Genomic DNA, 14950 nt, shown 5'->3' on the forward strand with positions numbered 1-14950 from the left:
GGCCAGATATCGCCTGACCGTGATGAGATAGTCGATTAGCAGGTAGAACTCATTACAGCGTTGGGTAATCAGTGTAGCCCTTAGCACCGCCGCCGTAGAATGTTTCGCCATCAGGCTCATTCAGTGGGGCATGCTGTTGTAGGCGAGCGACTAAATCTGGGTTAGAGATATAGCTGCGACCAAAAGCTACCGCATCAATAAAGCCTTTCTCAATCAACTCTTCGGCCTTCTCGGCGGTATAGGCACCCGCACCGATAATAACCCCTTTGAAGCGCGCACGAACCGCATCACGGAACGCCTCTGAGTAAGGTTTACCACCGGCCCAATCTGGCTCGGAGATGTGCAGGTAGGCGATATGCCGTTTGTTCAATTCATCAATCAGATACAGTGCCGCTTCTTCCTGATCTTCACCATTATCCAGACCATTGAACGGCCCTAATGGGGAGATACGGATACCAATACGTTCAGCACCCCATTGGGCAGCGGTGGCGTCAACCACCTCCAGTGTCAGACGGGTACGGTTTTCAATGCTACCACCGTATTGGTCGGTACGCTGATTTGAGGCCGGAGACATAAATTGATGCAGCAAATAACCATGGGCGGCATGCAGTTCGATATAGTCAAAACCCGCTTCGCGCGCATTGGCGGTGGCCTGACGGAAATCATTAATGATGCCCGGGATCTCTTCTGTTTCCAAGGCGCGCGGGGTGGAGCAGGGAACGCGCACCCAGGCACCGTTTTCATCGCGCACGGTGGTGCGGGTATCAGCGGCAATAGCTGAAGGCGCTACTGGCGCTTGTTGGCCGGGCTGCAAGCTACTGTGCGAAATGCGTCCAACATGCCACAGCTGCACGGCAATATGTCCCCCCTCCTCATGCACCGCCTGAGTGATTTTTTTCCACGCGTTCAACTGCTCCTGAGTGTGTAACCCCGGTGCTCCCGCGTAGCCTTTTGCCTGGAAAGAGATCTGGGTTGCTTCGGTGATAATCAAACCGGCACTGGCCCGTTGACGATAATATTCCGCCATTAAAGGGGTTGGGATATCACCTGGCTCAATACTGCGTAAGCGAGTCAGTGGTGCCATAAATACGCGGTTTGGCAAAGTGAGCGCGCCAACCTTCAAAGGAGAGAACAGTTTAGCAGTCTTCATGGTGCGTCCTATATTAATAGACCAGTCAACTATTGGCTGGATAAATCCTGAAGCACAAAGTTTGCGATCAGAATCATTGGATTATGGGTTCGGCTGTAGAATCAATTCGATACTTTCTAGCGCACAGGTCAGCGGGGTAACGGAACGTTTTACCTTGGCCCGCAATGCCGCACCCAGCCACAAGGCATAGAGTGTTTCTGCGGTGGCGGCCGGGGAGAGCATGGTGCGCAGCGAACCCTCTGCAATACCGGCTTCGATGGCATCTTGCAAACGACCAATCACGCGGGCAGTGCCGATATCTAGCGCGTGGCGCATGGGTTCGGATAGATCACTCACTTCAGCTGATAGTTTAACCGCCAGACAAGCATTGTGGCACTCACTGCCGCAATAGTTAGCAATAGATTGAGCAAAATAGTGCAGCAAATGGTGACGTTTATCGCCTTGGGAGCCAGTCAGCAGACTCTCCATTGCCGTGTCATAACGATCAAAATAGCGCTGTAACATCGCCTCACCAAACACTTCCTTTGAGCGGAAGTAGTGATAAAACGAGCCTTTCGGAATACCCGCGGTGCTAAGTAGCAGGCTAAGCCCCATGCCGTTAAAGCCAAGGCGCAGACTGAGACTTTCACCTGTCGCTAGCAGGTGATCACGGGTGTCTACATGTGTGTGCTGTATTTTGTTCATGTCGCAGAGCGTAATAGACCGATCGGTCTAGGTCAATAAAAAAATGCCAGCGGATAACTTCACTGGCATTAACTATCTGTTTTCCTAGCTAAAATTTATCGGTGCTTTTGGCTCATCTGTTAGCCCTGAGTGCGGCACTTCTCCAGCAGATCCATCCCAGATTGATATTCATTGGTTTGAATATTCATCATGCCCAATAGGGTATGGAACAGATTATCCTGCGAAATTTCATCATGTTGTGCACTCTTGGCTAAACACTGGCGATCGATGCCATAGCTTTTTGTATATTCAGGTGATAACCACATTAAGAAAGGAATGTGGGTTTGCTGACCAGGGGCGAACATATAGGGTGTTCCGTGCAGATACATGCCATTTTCGCCCAATGACTCGCCGTGATCAGAGAGATAAACCAGTGCGGTATTAAATCTGGCACTCTGCTGTTGCAGCAATTTAATGGTGTTATCCAGCATGGCATCAGTATAAAGAATCGAATTATCGTAAGTATTCACCAGCTCCTGAGAGGTGCAATCCTGAATTTGGTTGCTATCGCAGGTTGGGGCAAATTGGCGGAACTCGGGGGTAGAGCGGCGGTAATAAGCGGGGCCATGACTACCCATTTGGTGTAATACGATGACCCCGTCACCTTGCAGCCCATTGATATAATTATCCAACTTATAGAGCAGCGCGTTATCTAAGCAGACACCATTCTCGCAGTCGGTGGTTAATTGCAGCTGTGTCACATCCTGATGGGGAGTGCGGTCACAGGCTCCTTTACAGCCACCATCATTTTCACGCCACAAAACATTCAGCCCAGCGCGGGCAAGAATATCCATCAAGCCCTCCTGATGGCTGGCCAGTGTGGCATCATAGTTTTTACGCGGCATATTGGAGAACATGCACGGCACGGAAATAGCGGTTTCCGTGCCGCAGGATGAGGCATTCTTAAAATAGGTCACATCCTGTTTTTGTAGGCGAGGGTTGGTTGCGCGACCATAGCCACCTAAGGAGAAGTTCTCGGCACGGGCAGTTTCTCCTACCACCAAAATCACCAAAGTTCTCTTCTGTTGCCCACTGATTACCGGCCCTTTATGGGCATCTTCACCAATCCTCACCAGCGACATATTGCTGGCGAAATATTTATGCCTGGCAAATTGAAAACTGCCGCTGACAAAGTTGGATGGCGTTAGCATCTTGACGATGCTTTTATTGTTCCGGATCAGCGAGGCGTAATCTTTATAAAACAGCGTCGCTACCAGCATGATAATGACCGCCGATAGCAGAATATTTGCCGCCCGTAGCCCCAGCATGTACCACCAGGGGCGGGTTGCCTGAATCCGCACGAAGCAGATAATGATGGCAGGAGTGATACCGAGCACTAGCAGCCAGAGAGCCATACGTGGCGTGAAAAGGGCGGTGGCTTCCTGTGCGTTGGTCTCAAAGGCGTTTTGCATCATATTGGCGTCGATCACGGCACCATAGCTGAACATAAAGTAGTTGGCCGCAGCACCACCCAATAAAAATAGAATGATCAGTGGTTTGCGCAGCAAGGGGACGGCCAACAGGCTAAAAATGATATTGAGTGCGCAGAAAATCACCAGCGGAATGGTTGCGGCGAAGAAATAGCTTTCACTGCTGTCAAAACGGATCAGCGACCAGGCTTTGCTAATAAATAGCGCATTATGGCAGAGAGTGAAAAACAGCGCACAGCTGAGAATAAAACCGAGACTGTTACACTGTAACTTATATCGAACATTCATCGTGAAAATTGAATCCTAGAGTTCACTAATTGCATGAATGATATCGATTGAAACTTAAGATAACCTTAGCGGTATTGTGGTGTGCGTCACTGCTTGGCGGGTTTTATCCGGCGGGGCAAAATAGAGGCTTGCCAGCAGTGGCGAAGCAGGCTTCAATTAAGATATCGCTGAAACACTCAGTTCTTTAGGTATCTTAGTAGCAGGAGGCCGCGTGGCTCAGCAACTTGAGTTTTTCGACATTCCCAGTCCATGCCGTGGTATCTGCCAAACAGATGACCGTGGTTTTTGTCGTGGCTGTATGCGCAGCCGTGATGAGCGCTTTAACTGGATTAAAATGAGTGATCCGCAAAAACGAGATGTCCTGCGGCTGTGTCGCCAACGTCTACTGCGCTTGCAACGCGCTAACAAGCAGCCGGATGAGCCGCTGCAAGAGCAACCCTCTCTGTTCTAACGAGCCGTGCATTTTTAGCCTTTATGGCTATTTAGTCGGCTATTGAGTCGCTCAACCCCCAATTGACCCTTAATTCGTTGCTCAGGGAGGATTTAACCTTGCTGTCGGTTGTGTATGCTAAGGGCATACTAATAAATGAGGTAGCTAATAATGGATACACGTACTCAACTGGCACCCCTTGGGCCTGAATTTTCTCGCATGATTTGCGGTTATTGGCGCTTGATGGAGTGGGAGATGACGCCCGCGCAGTTGTTGGGCTTTATCGAGCAGCATATTGAATTGGGCATTACTACGACAGATCACGCAGATATTTACGGTGGTTATCAATGTGAGCAGGCATTCGGGCAGGCATTGCGCCTTAAGCCCGCTTTGCGGCAGCAACTGGAACTGGTGAGCAAATGTGGCATTGCCACTACCGCGAAACCAGAGCATGCGCTGGGGCATTACATCACTGATCGCTCACACATCATCAAAAGCGCTGAGCAGTCACTGACGCATTTACATACTGATTATCTGGATCTGCTGCTGATCCACCGCCCAGATCCCCTGATGGATGCTGATGAAGTGGCTGAAGCTTTCACCCAATTACACCAAAGCGGCCAGGTAAAACATTTCGGCGTGTCGAACTTTACGCCCGCACAATTTAGTTTGCTGCAATCGCGTTTGCCATTCTCGCTGGTGACTAATCAGGTCGAAATTTCACCGCTGCACCAGCCCGCCATTGTGGATGGCACCCTTGATGCTTGCCAACAGCTGCGCATTAAGCCGATGGCCTGGTCTTGTCTGGGGGGCGGGCGTTTGTTTAGTGACCCAGAGTTCCAGGCGCTACGTGATGAGTTGCAGGCGGTGGCCGATGAAATAGGTGCTGAAAGTATTGAACAGGTGGTTTATGCCTGGATCCTGCGCCTGCCATCGGCTCCATTACCTATCATCGGTTCCGGCAAGATAGAGCGCGTTAAAGCCGCGTGGGCTGCGCTCTCCCTGACGATGACTCGCCAGCAGTGGTTCCGCATTCGCCGTGCGGCCCTCGGTTATGACGTGCCTTAAGACTCTATGCGCCAGTGAGTTTCAAGCTGGCGCACTTGCTGCTCCTCGCCCGACCAATACTTTCTACCACTCCGCGTAAAGGAATGTTGCCATTATACAAAACAATCTTGGCCTCATTACCTTCTCTAATGTGTCTCAGTTTGGTTTCTTCGAAATAGCCCATTACATAGAATGAATCGGTATCTATTAGCGCTACTAATGGAGTGCCAGTTGTCGCATAGTTACCTACCCGTGTTTGTAGATTGGTGATATAGCCGTTGGCAGGGGCATAAATACGCGTTTTGCTGAGATTCCATTTCGCTTGCTCGAGGTTTGCCACTGCGCCCTGATATGCGGCTTTCATACTATCAGCGGTTAAATTGGCAATCTCGAGATCGGCACCGGAAATGATATTTTTAGGTAAGTAGCGGCGGCGTTCAGCTTCATGATTCGCTTTGGCTAACTCACTCTGGGCGCGGACAACAGCGGCTTGCGTATTATCCAGTGCTAACTGATAGGGTTGCGGGTCAATGACAAATAATAGGCTATCAGAGCTTACCAATTGGTTATCATGAACTAGTATTTTAACCAGCCTGCCGGAAACTTCCGGGGTGATACTGACTAATTCTGCCCGGACTTTACCATCACGAGCTCAGGGCGATTACATGTAATAATTCCACATCCACCAACCAGCACAGAGTGCGAGGGCGAATACGATGACTGAGGAGAAATATTTAAGAGATTGATGATTCATGTCAATTTACCAACTGGCTAAGACCCATAAAGAAACCGTGACCGAAATGACAAAAATTGAGAGATCCATTAATATTGGATGTCAGATGTCACCAGAGTAGATCCAATTCCGTAGCATATGATGGATCAGTAGCTATAACACCAAACCTAGCATGACTGTCTTAAACATTGGCGGGAAATAGATAGAAGCACCTAACACCAAGTCGGTAAGTGGTGCGTTAATGGGGAATATAGATACATACATAAGGTTAATCCTTAAGGGGTATTTTAGTAAAAAACATCATTTCTGCTAAACTATTTCCCGTATTTATTGCTATTCCCCTAGCATCGACGGTATATATACATTTGTGTTTTTAATGTTAATTACCCAAAATAGACTGGACTCTGGGAGTTATGCTAGCACGCTAAATAAAAGGAGGGGCAATTGGAATCGACATTAGGATCTGATTTAGCACGATTAGTTCGCGTTTGGCGCGCACTTATCGACCATCGGCTGAAGCCGTTGGAACTGACCCAAACACATTGGGTTACCTTGCATAATATTAATCGTTTACCACCTGAGCAGTCACAGATTCAATTGGCAAAGGCGATTGGTATCGAACAACCATCACTGGTTAGAACCTTAGATCAACTGGAGGAGAAAGGTTTAATCACACGGCATATCTGTGCAAATGATCGTCGTGCAAAGAGGATAAAACTGACGGAACAGTCTTCACCGATAATAGAGCAGGTTGATGGCGTCATATGTTCCACCCGCAAAGAGATTCTCGGTGGAATTTCAACTGATGAGATTGAGTTGTTATCTGGTCTGATTGATAAGCTCGAGCGAAATATTATTCAATTACAAAGCAAGTAAATTATAAAGTTTTAGACTCTTATTCACAGCAGAAAGAAAAGTATCACTGTAAGAGCAAGTCAGGGTTCGCAATGAACCCTGACTTTTGTCCGCGAGGTTAATACCCAATGGTATTAACGTGGGCTGACAGTCACCGTGCTACCGCTGCTGGCGAGCATGACGCGCTGACCGACGCTAAAGCGAGTAGGGCCTTGCTTCTGCACCACCAGAATGGTTGTACCATCGTCTTTACGCACTTCAAGTTGTACGCCATCAGTACGGTTTATTGCCCCCTGAACACCTTGTCCAGCCATACCACCTGCAACAGCACCCGCGGCGGTTGCCAGACTACGACCTGTACCACCACCTACAGTATTGCCGAGGAAGCCACCGAGAACGGCACCACCAATCGCGCCGACAATGTTGTTATCATCACCACCCTGAATGGTGACAGGGCGAACAGAGAGTAATGTGCCGTAAGTGACGGTTTGTACTTGCTTAGCCTGTGATGCGGTAAAAACATCACCAGAGAGTGTGTTGTTATTGGCGCAACCGGTCAAAGTCACCGCAATAATAGCAACGGCGATTAATGGCTTTTTCATAAAAACTCCTATTAAAAATGCATAACCGCTATACGGTTTAGTATGGCGGGATACCCAAATCCAGTCCATTGCGGCCCAGTCTTTGCGTAAAGTATGGCTTACTCAAATGTTTATTTCACTAGTTACTTGTTTCCGACCACTTGCTGAATATTTCGGCTACCTTAGATTGGTTCGCAGCTTAGCGCCTTATACTTCAACCAATATTAAACGGCGGTTTAACTTTATTAAAGTATGAAATATCACTGCCATAAATGAAAGTGTTAGCAGTAGTGACTTTTATGTGACCCTTATTGCAAATAAAAAGCATTCTTTAAGAGATGCGCCTATGGCGGTATACACTTGAAAAAGTATATCTTTTCATGGTGTTAATTTTATTATTCTGATTCGGCTTGAGAAAAGTCTTATCGCTATTTTGTTCCTCAATGGGGAAATAAGGTCATTGCTATGAAATCAGGCCGTTTTATTGGGGTGATGTCAGGAACCAGTCTGGATGGCGTTGATGTTGTGCTGGCAGCCATTGATGAGCGCATGGTGGCCCAACAGGCTAGCTATTGCCATCCAATGCCGCAACAGTTGAAAAAAGAGATACTTGGCATGTGTCAGGGGCAGTCAACCACCTTGTCAGCCGTGGGTAAGCTTGATGCCCAGTTGGGGATGCTATTCGCTGAGGCGGTGCTGGCTTTGATGAGTAAAGAGGGGCTCACAGCACAGGATATCACCGCGATTGGCTGCCACGGACAAACCGTGTGGCATGAGCCGTTAGGTGAGCCAGCCTTTACCATGCAATTGGGTGACAACAACCGTATTGCGGCGCTGACTCAAGTTGCCACCGTGGGGGATTTCCGCCGCCGAGATATGGCTTATGGTGGGCAGGGGGCGCCATTGGTTCCCGCATTCCATCATGCACTATTAGCCCATGCCACCGAGCGGCGCATGGTGTTGAACATTGGTGGCATCGCAAATTTATCCATGTTGCTGCCCGATTTGCCGGTGCGGGGCTTTGATACCGGGCCGGGCAACATGCTGATGGATAGCTGGATTTGGCGCAACAGATCCTTACCTTATGACAAAGATGCCACCTGGGCCTTGTCGGGGCAGGTGAATCAGTCACTGCTTGAGCTAATGTACAGCGACCCCTATTTTGCCAAGCCCGCGCCAAAAAGCACCGGGCGTGAATACTTCAACGCCGGATGGTTAGACCGACAGTTAGCGAAAGTGGCGGGAGTCAAACCTGAAGATGTGCAAGCCACATTGGCTGAGTTAACGGCGCTCTCCATTGCTGAACAAGTTCAATTGGCGGGCGGCTGTGAGCGGTTGCTGGTCTGTGGCGGCGGGGCGCGCAATCTACTGGTGATGTCGCGCATGTCCGCTTTACTGCCGGGCACCGAGGTGTGTGTCACTGATGACTTTGGTGTCAGTGGTGACGATATGGAAGCGCTGGCCTTTGCCTGGCTGGCATTTCGGACACTATCCGGTAAATCAGGCAATTTACCCTCTGTCACGGGGGCCAGTTGCGAGACCATTTTAGGAGCAGTCTATCCTGTATCGTCACGATGAGGGTGCTAAGCTTCCATTGAACATGGCAGCTTAGCCAATCAACGAGGGTGACATCATGAAATATTTATTGGCTGTGACCTGCACAACCGCCGCATTAATGCTGGCGGGGTGTAGCCTGGTGCAACCGAAAAATGAAACTTTGCACTATCAATGCGGGACGACCCAACTGACAGTCAAACAAGATAACCAACACGATAAAGTCAGCCTGATTCTAGATGGAGAACAGCTCACCTTGGGGCAAGTGCGCGCCGCTTCCGGCACTAAATACAGTGATGGCCGCTATACCTTCTGGTCAAAAGGCAATAGTGCATTTATTGAGCGCGATGACAAAATCATTATCGATGACTGCATGTTGATAAAATAACTGTGTTGATAAAATCACTGTTTTGATCAAGTCATCAGGTGGTTACTGGCTCAGGGTGATTGTGATTATGGTGCCACAAGGGCAGAATAATCATCACTGCTTTCCTGCGCGATACAGAGCTTATATGACTGACAATTTTGATGTTGCAGATTTACGTCGTGAATATATTCGCGGCGGACTGCGCCGCAGTGATTTAACTGAACAACCACTGGCGCTGTTTGAGCGCTGGCTCAAACAGGCGTGTGAGGCTCGACTGCCTGATCCGACCGCCATGTGTGTGGCAACGGTGGATGCCAATGGCCAACCCTATCAGCGCATTGTGCTGTTGAAGCACTATGATGAGCAGGGCATGGTGTTCTACACCAATTTAGGTAGCCGCAAAGCGCAGCAATTGGCTGAAAACCCACATATCAGTTTGCTATTCCCCTGGCATATGCTGGACAGACAGGTCATTTTCCTCGGTAAAGCCGAGCGGCTTTCCACCCTTGAAGTGCTCAAATATTTTAACTCCCGCCCGAAAGATAGCCAGATTGGCGCTTGGGTCTCTCAGCAATCCTCTCGCATCTCTGCCCGCGGTGTACTGGAGAGTAAGTTTCTGGAATTAAAACAGAAATTCCAGCAAGGTGATGTGCCATTACCCAGTTTCTGGGGGGGCTTCCGCGTTAAATTTGACTCTGTTGAGTTCTGGCAAGGCGGCGAACATCGTCTGCATGACCGTTTTATCTATCAACGGGAAGCCGCTGGCTGGAAAATTGACCGTTTAGCCCCTTGAGCACGATGAAATAATTGTGGTTAAGCCTAGCGCTCGTGCGGCGGGCGCTTTATTCTATACCCTTCGTACTTGAAGCCGCAGGGGAGTTCGCTTGCTGCCTACCTGCAACGCCAGGTTCTTTGGGTATAAATCATCTTTACATCGTAAAAGACATTTTTTGTAAAAGACAATTTTTTGTAAAAGACAATGGAGTCATTGATGACCAGCAGCAACCTGATTAAGCAATTGCAAGAGCGGGGCCTCGTTGCCCAGGTGACGGATGAAGAGGCGTTAGCAGAGAGACTGGCGCAAGGGCCAATTTCACTCTATTGCGGTTTCGATCCTACCGCGGACAGCTTGCATTTGGGTCATCTGGTTCCGTTGTTATGCTTGAAGCGATTCCAGTTGGCAGGTCACCGCCCAGTGGCATTGGTAGGTGGCGCCACCGGCATGATTGGTGACCCGAGTTTCAAAGCCAGTGAGCGCAAACTCAACACCGAAGATACCGTTAACGAGTGGGTTGAGAAGATCCGCCGTCAGGTGTCGCCATTCCTCGATTTTGATTGTGGTGAAAACAGCGCCATTGCCGCCAACAACTACGACTGGTTTGGCGGCATGAATGTGCTGACTTTCCTGCGGGATATCGGCAAGCACTTCTCCGTTAATCAGATGATCAATAAAGAAGCGGTTAAGCAGCGCCTGAATCGCGATGATAGCGGCATTTCGTTTACTGAATTCTCCTATAACTTGTTGCAGGCTTATGATTTCGCTTGCCTAAACAAAGCCCACGGCGTGGCATTACAAATCGGTGGTTCTGATCAGTGGGGTAACATTACCTCGGGTATCGATTTAACCCGTCGCCTTCATCAGCAGCAGGTTTACGGTCTGACCGTGCCATTGATCACTAAAGCTGATGGCACCAAGTTCGGTAAAACCGAAGGCGGCGCAGTGTGGCTTGATCCAAAGAAAACCAGCCCTTACAAATTCTACCAGTTCTGGATAAATACCGCCGATGCTGATGTTTACCGCTTCCTGAAATTCTTCACTTTCATGAGCTTAGAAGAGATAAATGCGCTGGAAGAGGAGGACAAAAACAGCGGCAAAGCCCCGCGCGCCCAATACGTGCTGGCAGAAAATGTCACCGCTATGGTGCACGGCGCTGAAGGTTTGGCGGCGGCAAAACGTATTACTGACAGCTTGTTCTCCGGTGATTTGAATGAGATGACGCAAGCGGACTTTGCCCAGTTAGCACAAGATGGGATGCCAACTATTGAGTTGACCCGCGATGCTGATTTGCAGCAGGCGCTGGTGAATGCTGAATTGGTTCCCTCTCGCGGCCAGGCGCGCACCATGATTAACTCTAACGCGGTGGCGATTAATGGTGAGAAACAGGCCGATCCGGAGTACTTCTTTACTGATGCTGACCGCCTGTTTGGGCGCTACACCTTACTGCGTCGTGGCAAAAAACATTATTGCCTGATTAGTTGGTTATAAGGGTGAAATAGAGTAAGGGGCAGAGATGTCCCTTATTTTTTTGCTTATATTTTAGTCGCTAACGTTTTCGTCGCTCACTTTTAGGCCGTACCAATGAAAAATATACTTTCGATTCAGTCACATGTTGTTTTTGGCCATGCTGGCAATAGTGCCGCTGAATTTCCGATGCGCCGAATGGGGGTTAATGTTTGGCCGCTAAATACTGTCCAGTTCTCAAATCATACGCAATATGGTCACTGGACCGGTTGTGTCATGCCTGCCAGTCACCTGACAGAAATAGTCCAGGGCATCGCCGATATCGATCGGCTCAAAGATTGTGATGCGATATTGAGCGGTTATATTGGCTCACCAGAGCAGGGTGGCCATATTTTGGCGGCGGTTGCGCGGGTAAAACAAGCCAATCCTGCGGCCTGGTATTTTTGTGATCCGGTGATGGGGCATCCTGAAAAGGGTTGTATCGTGGCACCTGGCGTGGCCGAATTCTTCTGTAAAGAGGCGCTGCCTGCCAGTGATGTTATTGCGCCTAACTTGCTTGAGCTGGAGCAACTCAGCGGTGTGCGGGTTGAGAGTGTTGAGCAAGCCGTCAATGTGGCCCGTGACCTCTGTGCCAAAGGGCCAAAAGTGGTGTTGGTCAAGCACTTGAGTCGTGCGGGTTATCATGCTGACTGCTTTGAGATGTTATTAGTGACGGCTGAAGAAGCATGGCACATTAGCCGTCCGCTGGTGGACTTCGGCACGCGCCAACCGGTCGGCGTGGGTGATTTAACCAGTGGTCTGTTACTGGTAAATCTGCTAAAAGGCGCAGCGCTGGATAAAGCATTGGAACACGTGACTGCGGCGGTTTATGAAGTGATGCTGAAAACCCAGGCTATGGGTGAGTACGAACTTCAAGTGGTGGCGGCACAAGATGAGATTGTTAATCCTACCTGCCAGTTTAGCGCGGTTAGAGTCGGCCAATAATTCGCTATAATCAGCTTATCCGCGATAAAAAATGCCCCTGGCAGCAGGGGCACTCTAATCAACTCATCAGTTAATTTATTATTTCTTGATATCTTCAGCTGCCAGCGCGGCTTTTACTGCTGGGCGCTCTGCAACACGAGCCATATAGGCATCTAAATGACTACGTTGCTTAATCTCAATATTCAGCGCGTTAGCCCAACGAGTGACGGTAAATAGATAGGCGTCGGCGACACTGAATTTTTTCCCTAGCAGATAATCATGATGCGCTAACACACTATCGACATAGCTGAATTGTTTATCCAGCCGCTCGCTGGCGATCACTTTATACTCTGGTGGTGTTTTCGGGTTAAACAGTGGACTGAAACCTTTATGTAATTCAGTCGCCACGAAATTTAACCACTCAATAGCATGATAGCGGGAGAGGGTGCCGGCAGGGGCGATAAGCTGGCGATCGGGCACTTTATCTGCCAGATATTGCACGATAGCAACCCCTTCGGTGAGCAAGCTACCATCATCCAATATTAGCGCCGGGACTTGTCCTTTTGGATTGATGCTTAAATAGTCTTGACCCGTTTCAGTGATTTTGGTTGCCAGATCGACACTCTCAATACTGAAGTCTAACCCCGCTTCACGTAATACAATATGTGGAGACAAAGAGCAGGCACTGGGTTTATAGAACAATTTCATCACAAACTCCTTAATAGAGCACTAAAAGAAACGAGCTTCCTTATCCTAAGGCAGGTGAGAAAAAAATGCAGCTAGCGGTGTAAGATAATTGTGAGGGAAATAGATAACTACCTGAGGAATAAGTGGTTATGCAGCGGTGATTCCTTGCCCTACAGCGGTGAATACTGGCCGCTGTAGGTTATCTTTGCCACTGATTATGCAGCAGTGGAAATTAATTACCGTGGTGGACGAGTGCTGATTGATGCGGACCAGCTAAAGGTGGTGGTACTTGGTGCAGTTTTTTTGGTTTTTCTTTCTACGCGAGTTAACTTGGCGATTTGTTCTCGGGCGTTCATGATTTTTTCTATTGCTTCGTCTTTGATTTTATTCTGTTCTGAATTGGTTAATGCTCTTCCTAAATTTATTCTGGCTCTGTCGAGTTGCGTTTTGACATCACGTTGCTCAATTTCAGTCATCTCTTTTAATGTCAGCTTTTTCATTTTTTTCGCCTTATTTGCATCAGTCCTACTCAGTGTACAACCTTATCCTGCGTGGGGATGTAAGAGATTGCGATCTGGGCGACATTAATCACGATAAAAGCCTGTTAGAAGCTGTAAAGCTCGAGAATCATGACAAACCGGGCGAATAAATGCAGCCTACCTCCGCTCTGAGGCACCGCCTCGGCAAAAAATACCGAGAGCGGTGGCAGCAGCACCGGTTTTTTATTACAACAATCGCGAACCGTATCCCCACAGCAGCACTGTCAAACCCAGCAATAACTCTAAGACCAGCACACCAATGGCGAATGTGGAGCCAGAAAAGATAAACCCTTCCCGGCGATCGATATTCAGGAAGGTCGGTATTCCCAAATACATCAGGTAGCCGGCGTAGCAGAGGGCGACAATCCCAACGAATAAGCATAACCAGATAATAGGGTAGAGGGCGACGACGCCGGCTAAAAACATCGGCGTGGCGGCATAACCGGCGAACAAGGTGCAACTTTGCCAGCTCGGGCGGCTGGCATAGCGGCGGGCCATCCAGTAAATGACGCGGCCCATCAAGGCGACGGCTGCCAGAATTAGCCCATAGAAAATAATGGCGGAATAGAGGGCAGTAAAGGGCGTCAGTTTTATCACCTGACCATCACCAAAGTTCCAGCCCACCTGGGTGGTGCCGATAAAGGCGCAAACCACCGGAATGGCGGCCATCAGCAGGACGTGATGGGCATAAAGGTGCCGGACACTTTCACCCTCACGTTTGATTTGCTGCAATTCCTGACTGGGGTGGGTTAGAAGCCCCCAAACATGGTTGATCATATATCACCTCCTTGCCCGCTATTGGCCGCTAATAACAGACTCATTTCATCTTCATCTATCATTAGGATGCAGTTAACGCTGTGCGGCCTAAGATCAGTATAGTCTGTTTTTTGAGCGAAAATGGGGTGGCGGCAGTAGCATTGATCAGATGGCTAGTGTCTATCGCTTCAACAAATGGTTAAATAAATGAGTAAATTAATAAATAAGATCAGGAGCAGGTAATGGGTACTCAAGGAAATGATAGTCGGATCGACAACATAGAGTTTGCGGTGAGTGATATTGCTAAATCGAAGGATTTCTATGGCAAGGTTTTCAATTGGCGTTTTACCGATTACGGGCCGGGGTATTGTGAGTTTACTGATGGTCGGTTGACGGGCGGCTTCACCACCTTAAGTGTAGTTCAGCCCAATGGTGGGCCGCTGGTGATCCTGTATGCAGATAATCTTGAACAGACACAAAAACGTCTGGAACAGGCTGGGGCCACTATCATAGTGCCGACCTTTGCTTTCCCAGGGGGCCGCCGTTTCCATTTTACTGATCCAGATGGTTATCAGTTGGCGGTATGGTCAGCTAATTGAGTTTGA

At 48.9% G+C, this 14950-nt stretch carries 16 protein-coding genes and 2 pseudogenes; 9 read left to right on the forward strand and 9 right to left on the reverse strand.

The window, feature by feature from the left end:
- Window positions 1–52: 52 nt before the first annotated feature.
- The 3 genes from FFE93_RS09715 to eptA all read right to left on the reverse strand — a co-directional run bounded on the left by FFE93_RS09715 (window position 53) and on the right by eptA (window position 3591).
- Complete coding sequence (locus FFE93_RS09715; protein ID WP_049600211.1) at window positions 53–1150, reverse strand: alkene reductase; 1098 nt, start codon at window positions 1148–1150, stop codon at window positions 53–55.
- Between the two features lie 81 nt (window positions 1151–1231).
- Window positions 1232–1834, reverse strand: coding sequence for a TetR/AcrR family transcriptional regulator (locus FFE93_RS09720; RefSeq protein ID WP_057646722.1), 603 nt, complete (start codon window positions 1832–1834; stop codon window positions 1232–1234).
- 119 nt (window positions 1835–1953) lie between these two features.
- Window positions 1954–3591: a phosphoethanolamine transferase EptA gene (eptA, locus tag FFE93_RS09725; protein WP_138775073.1), complete on the reverse strand. Its 1638-nt coding sequence runs from the start codon at window positions 3589–3591 to the stop codon at window positions 1954–1956.
- A gap of 211 nt (window positions 3592–3802) precedes the next feature.
- Between eptA and FFE93_RS09730 the strand changes: the two genes are divergently transcribed.
- Together FFE93_RS09730 and FFE93_RS09735 are read left to right on the forward strand one after the other, a co-directional pair.
- On the forward strand, window positions 3803–4042 hold the full coding sequence (locus FFE93_RS09730; protein WP_049600215.1) for a DUF1289 domain-containing protein: 240 nt from the start codon (window positions 3803–3805) through the stop codon (window positions 4040–4042).
- A gap of 150 nt (window positions 4043–4192) precedes the next feature.
- Window positions 4193–5089 carry an aldo/keto reductase family oxidoreductase gene (locus FFE93_RS09735; protein ID WP_005270381.1) on the forward strand — a complete coding sequence of 299 codons (897 nt, stop codon included), beginning with the start codon at window positions 4193–4195 and terminating at the stop codon, window positions 5087–5089.
- A 46-nt stretch (window positions 5090–5135) separates the two neighbouring features.
- On the opposite strand, the pseudogene FFE93_RS09740 reads toward FFE93_RS09735, so the two are convergent.
- Both FFE93_RS09740 and FFE93_RS21705 read right to left on the reverse strand, forming a co-directional pair.
- A pseudogene (locus FFE93_RS09740) lies at window positions 5136–5822 on the reverse strand (HlyD family secretion protein); the annotation flags it as partial.
- Between the two features lie 6 nt (window positions 5823–5828).
- Window positions 5829–6065: pseudogene (locus FFE93_RS21705) on the reverse strand (DUF1656 domain-containing protein).
- Between the two features lie 180 nt (window positions 6066–6245).
- Between FFE93_RS21705 and rovA the strand changes: the two are divergent.
- Window positions 6246–6677 (forward strand): virulence master transcriptional regulator RovA, encoded by a 432-nt coding sequence (gene rovA / locus FFE93_RS09750; RefSeq protein WP_005270385.1) that lies wholly within the window; start codon window positions 6246–6248, stop codon window positions 6675–6677.
- Window positions 6678–6790: 113 nt separating this feature from the next.
- Here rovA and FFE93_RS09755 read toward each other — a convergent pair whose 3' ends face one another.
- Window positions 6791–7258 (reverse strand): glycine zipper 2TM domain-containing protein, encoded by a 468-nt coding sequence (locus tag FFE93_RS09755; protein WP_005270387.1) that lies wholly within the window; start codon window positions 7256–7258, stop codon window positions 6791–6793.
- 444 nt (window positions 7259–7702) lie between these two features.
- On the opposite strand from FFE93_RS09755, the gene anmK reads away from it, so the two are divergent.
- From anmK to pdxY, 5 genes are all read left to right on the forward strand, one after another.
- The gene (anmK, locus tag FFE93_RS09760; protein WP_005270391.1) at window positions 7703–8815 is read left to right on the forward strand and encodes an anhydro-N-acetylmuramic acid kinase; all 1113 of its coding nucleotides are present in this window, start codon (window positions 7703–7705) and stop codon (window positions 8813–8815) included.
- Between the two features lie 55 nt (window positions 8816–8870).
- Entirely contained in the window at window positions 8871–9179 is a 309-nt protein-coding gene (locus tag FFE93_RS09765; protein WP_005270393.1) for an MliC family protein, read from the forward strand.
- Between the two features lie 124 nt (window positions 9180–9303).
- On the forward strand, window positions 9304–9951 hold the full coding sequence (gene pdxH, locus FFE93_RS09770) for a pyridoxamine 5'-phosphate oxidase (protein WP_032896206.1): 648 nt from the start codon (window positions 9304–9306) through the stop codon (window positions 9949–9951).
- A gap of 198 nt (window positions 9952–10149) precedes the next feature.
- Window positions 10150–11424, forward strand: a complete 1275-nt coding sequence (gene tyrS / locus FFE93_RS09775) for a tyrosine--tRNA ligase (RefSeq protein ID WP_138775074.1) — start codon at window positions 10150–10152, stop codon at window positions 11422–11424.
- Window positions 11425–11517: 93 nt separating this feature from the next.
- Window positions 11518–12384, forward strand: a complete 867-nt coding sequence (gene pdxY / locus FFE93_RS09780; RefSeq protein WP_138775075.1) for a pyridoxal kinase PdxY — start codon at window positions 11518–11520, stop codon at window positions 12382–12384.
- 78 nt (window positions 12385–12462) lie between these two features.
- On the opposite strand, the gene gstA is transcribed toward pdxY, so the two are convergent.
- From gstA to FFE93_RS09795, 3 genes are all read right to left on the reverse strand, one after another.
- Window positions 12463–13071 (reverse strand): glutathione transferase GstA, encoded by a 609-nt coding sequence (gene gstA / locus FFE93_RS09785; RefSeq protein WP_005270404.1) that lies wholly within the window; start codon window positions 13069–13071, stop codon window positions 12463–12465.
- Between the two features lie 215 nt (window positions 13072–13286).
- Complete coding sequence (locus tag FFE93_RS09790) at window positions 13287–13550, reverse strand: DUF3811 domain-containing protein (RefSeq protein ID WP_005270407.1); 264 nt, start codon at window positions 13548–13550, stop codon at window positions 13287–13289.
- A gap of 225 nt (window positions 13551–13775) precedes the next feature.
- Complete coding sequence (locus FFE93_RS09795) at window positions 13776–14366, reverse strand: Yip1 family protein (protein WP_072083744.1); 591 nt, start codon at window positions 14364–14366, stop codon at window positions 13776–13778.
- A 221-nt stretch (window positions 14367–14587) separates the two neighbouring features.
- Here FFE93_RS09795 and FFE93_RS09800 point away from each other — a divergent pair, with 221 nt between their 5' ends.
- On the forward strand, window positions 14588–14944 hold the full coding sequence (locus FFE93_RS09800) for a VOC family protein (protein WP_049600223.1): 357 nt from the start codon (window positions 14588–14590) through the stop codon (window positions 14942–14944).
- Window positions 14945–14950 lie beyond the last annotated feature (6 nt).

The sequence above is a fragment of the Yersinia sp. KBS0713 genome (assembly GCF_005937895.2).
Lineage (GTDB): Bacteria > Pseudomonadota > Gammaproteobacteria > Enterobacterales > Enterobacteriaceae > Yersinia > Yersinia bercovieri.

What these genes read in the sequence shown, in the direction of transcription:
- FFE93_RS09790 (WP_005270407.1), bottom strand. Translation starts at nt 13,550, where the DNA reads ATGAAAAAGCTGACATTAAAAGAGATGACTGAAATTGAGCAACGTGAT.
- gstA (WP_005270404.1), bottom strand. Translation starts at nt 13,071, where the DNA reads ATGAAATTGTTCTATAAACCCAGTGCCTGCTCTTTGTCTCCACATATT.
- pdxY (WP_138775075.1), top strand. Translation starts at nt 11,518, where the DNA reads ATGAAAAATATACTTTCGATTCAGTCACATGTTGTTTTTGGCCATGCT.
- FFE93_RS09735 (WP_005270381.1), top strand. Translation starts at nt 4,193, where the DNA reads ATGGATACACGTACTCAACTGGCACCCCTTGGGCCTGAATTTTCTCGC.
- FFE93_RS09800 (WP_049600223.1), top strand. Translation starts at nt 14,588, where the DNA reads ATGGGTACTCAAGGAAATGATAGTCGGATCGACAACATAGAGTTTGCG.
- tyrS (WP_138775074.1), top strand. Translation starts at nt 10,150, where the DNA reads ATGACCAGCAGCAACCTGATTAAGCAATTGCAAGAGCGGGGCCTCGTT.
- FFE93_RS09765 (WP_005270393.1), top strand. Translation starts at nt 8,871, where the DNA reads ATGAAATATTTATTGGCTGTGACCTGCACAACCGCCGCATTAATGCTG.
- pdxH (WP_032896206.1), top strand. Translation starts at nt 9,304, where the DNA reads ATGACTGACAATTTTGATGTTGCAGATTTACGTCGTGAATATATTCGC.
- anmK (WP_005270391.1), top strand. Translation starts at nt 7,703, where the DNA reads ATGAAATCAGGCCGTTTTATTGGGGTGATGTCAGGAACCAGTCTGGAT.
- FFE93_RS09795 (WP_072083744.1), bottom strand. Translation starts at nt 14,366, where the DNA reads ATGATCAACCATGTTTGGGGGCTTCTAACCCACCCCAGTCAGGAATTG.
- FFE93_RS09715 (WP_049600211.1), bottom strand. Translation starts at nt 1,150, where the DNA reads ATGAAGACTGCTAAACTGTTCTCTCCTTTGAAGGTTGGCGCGCTCACT.
- FFE93_RS09720 (WP_057646722.1), bottom strand. Translation starts at nt 1,834, where the DNA reads ATGAACAAAATACAGCACACACATGTAGACACCCGTGATCACCTGCTA.
- FFE93_RS09755 (WP_005270387.1), bottom strand. Translation starts at nt 7,258, where the DNA reads ATGAAAAAGCCATTAATCGCCGTTGCTATTATTGCGGTGACTTTGACC.
- eptA (WP_138775073.1), bottom strand. Translation starts at nt 3,591, where the DNA reads ATGAATGTTCGATATAAGTTACAGTGTAACAGTCTCGGTTTTATTCTC.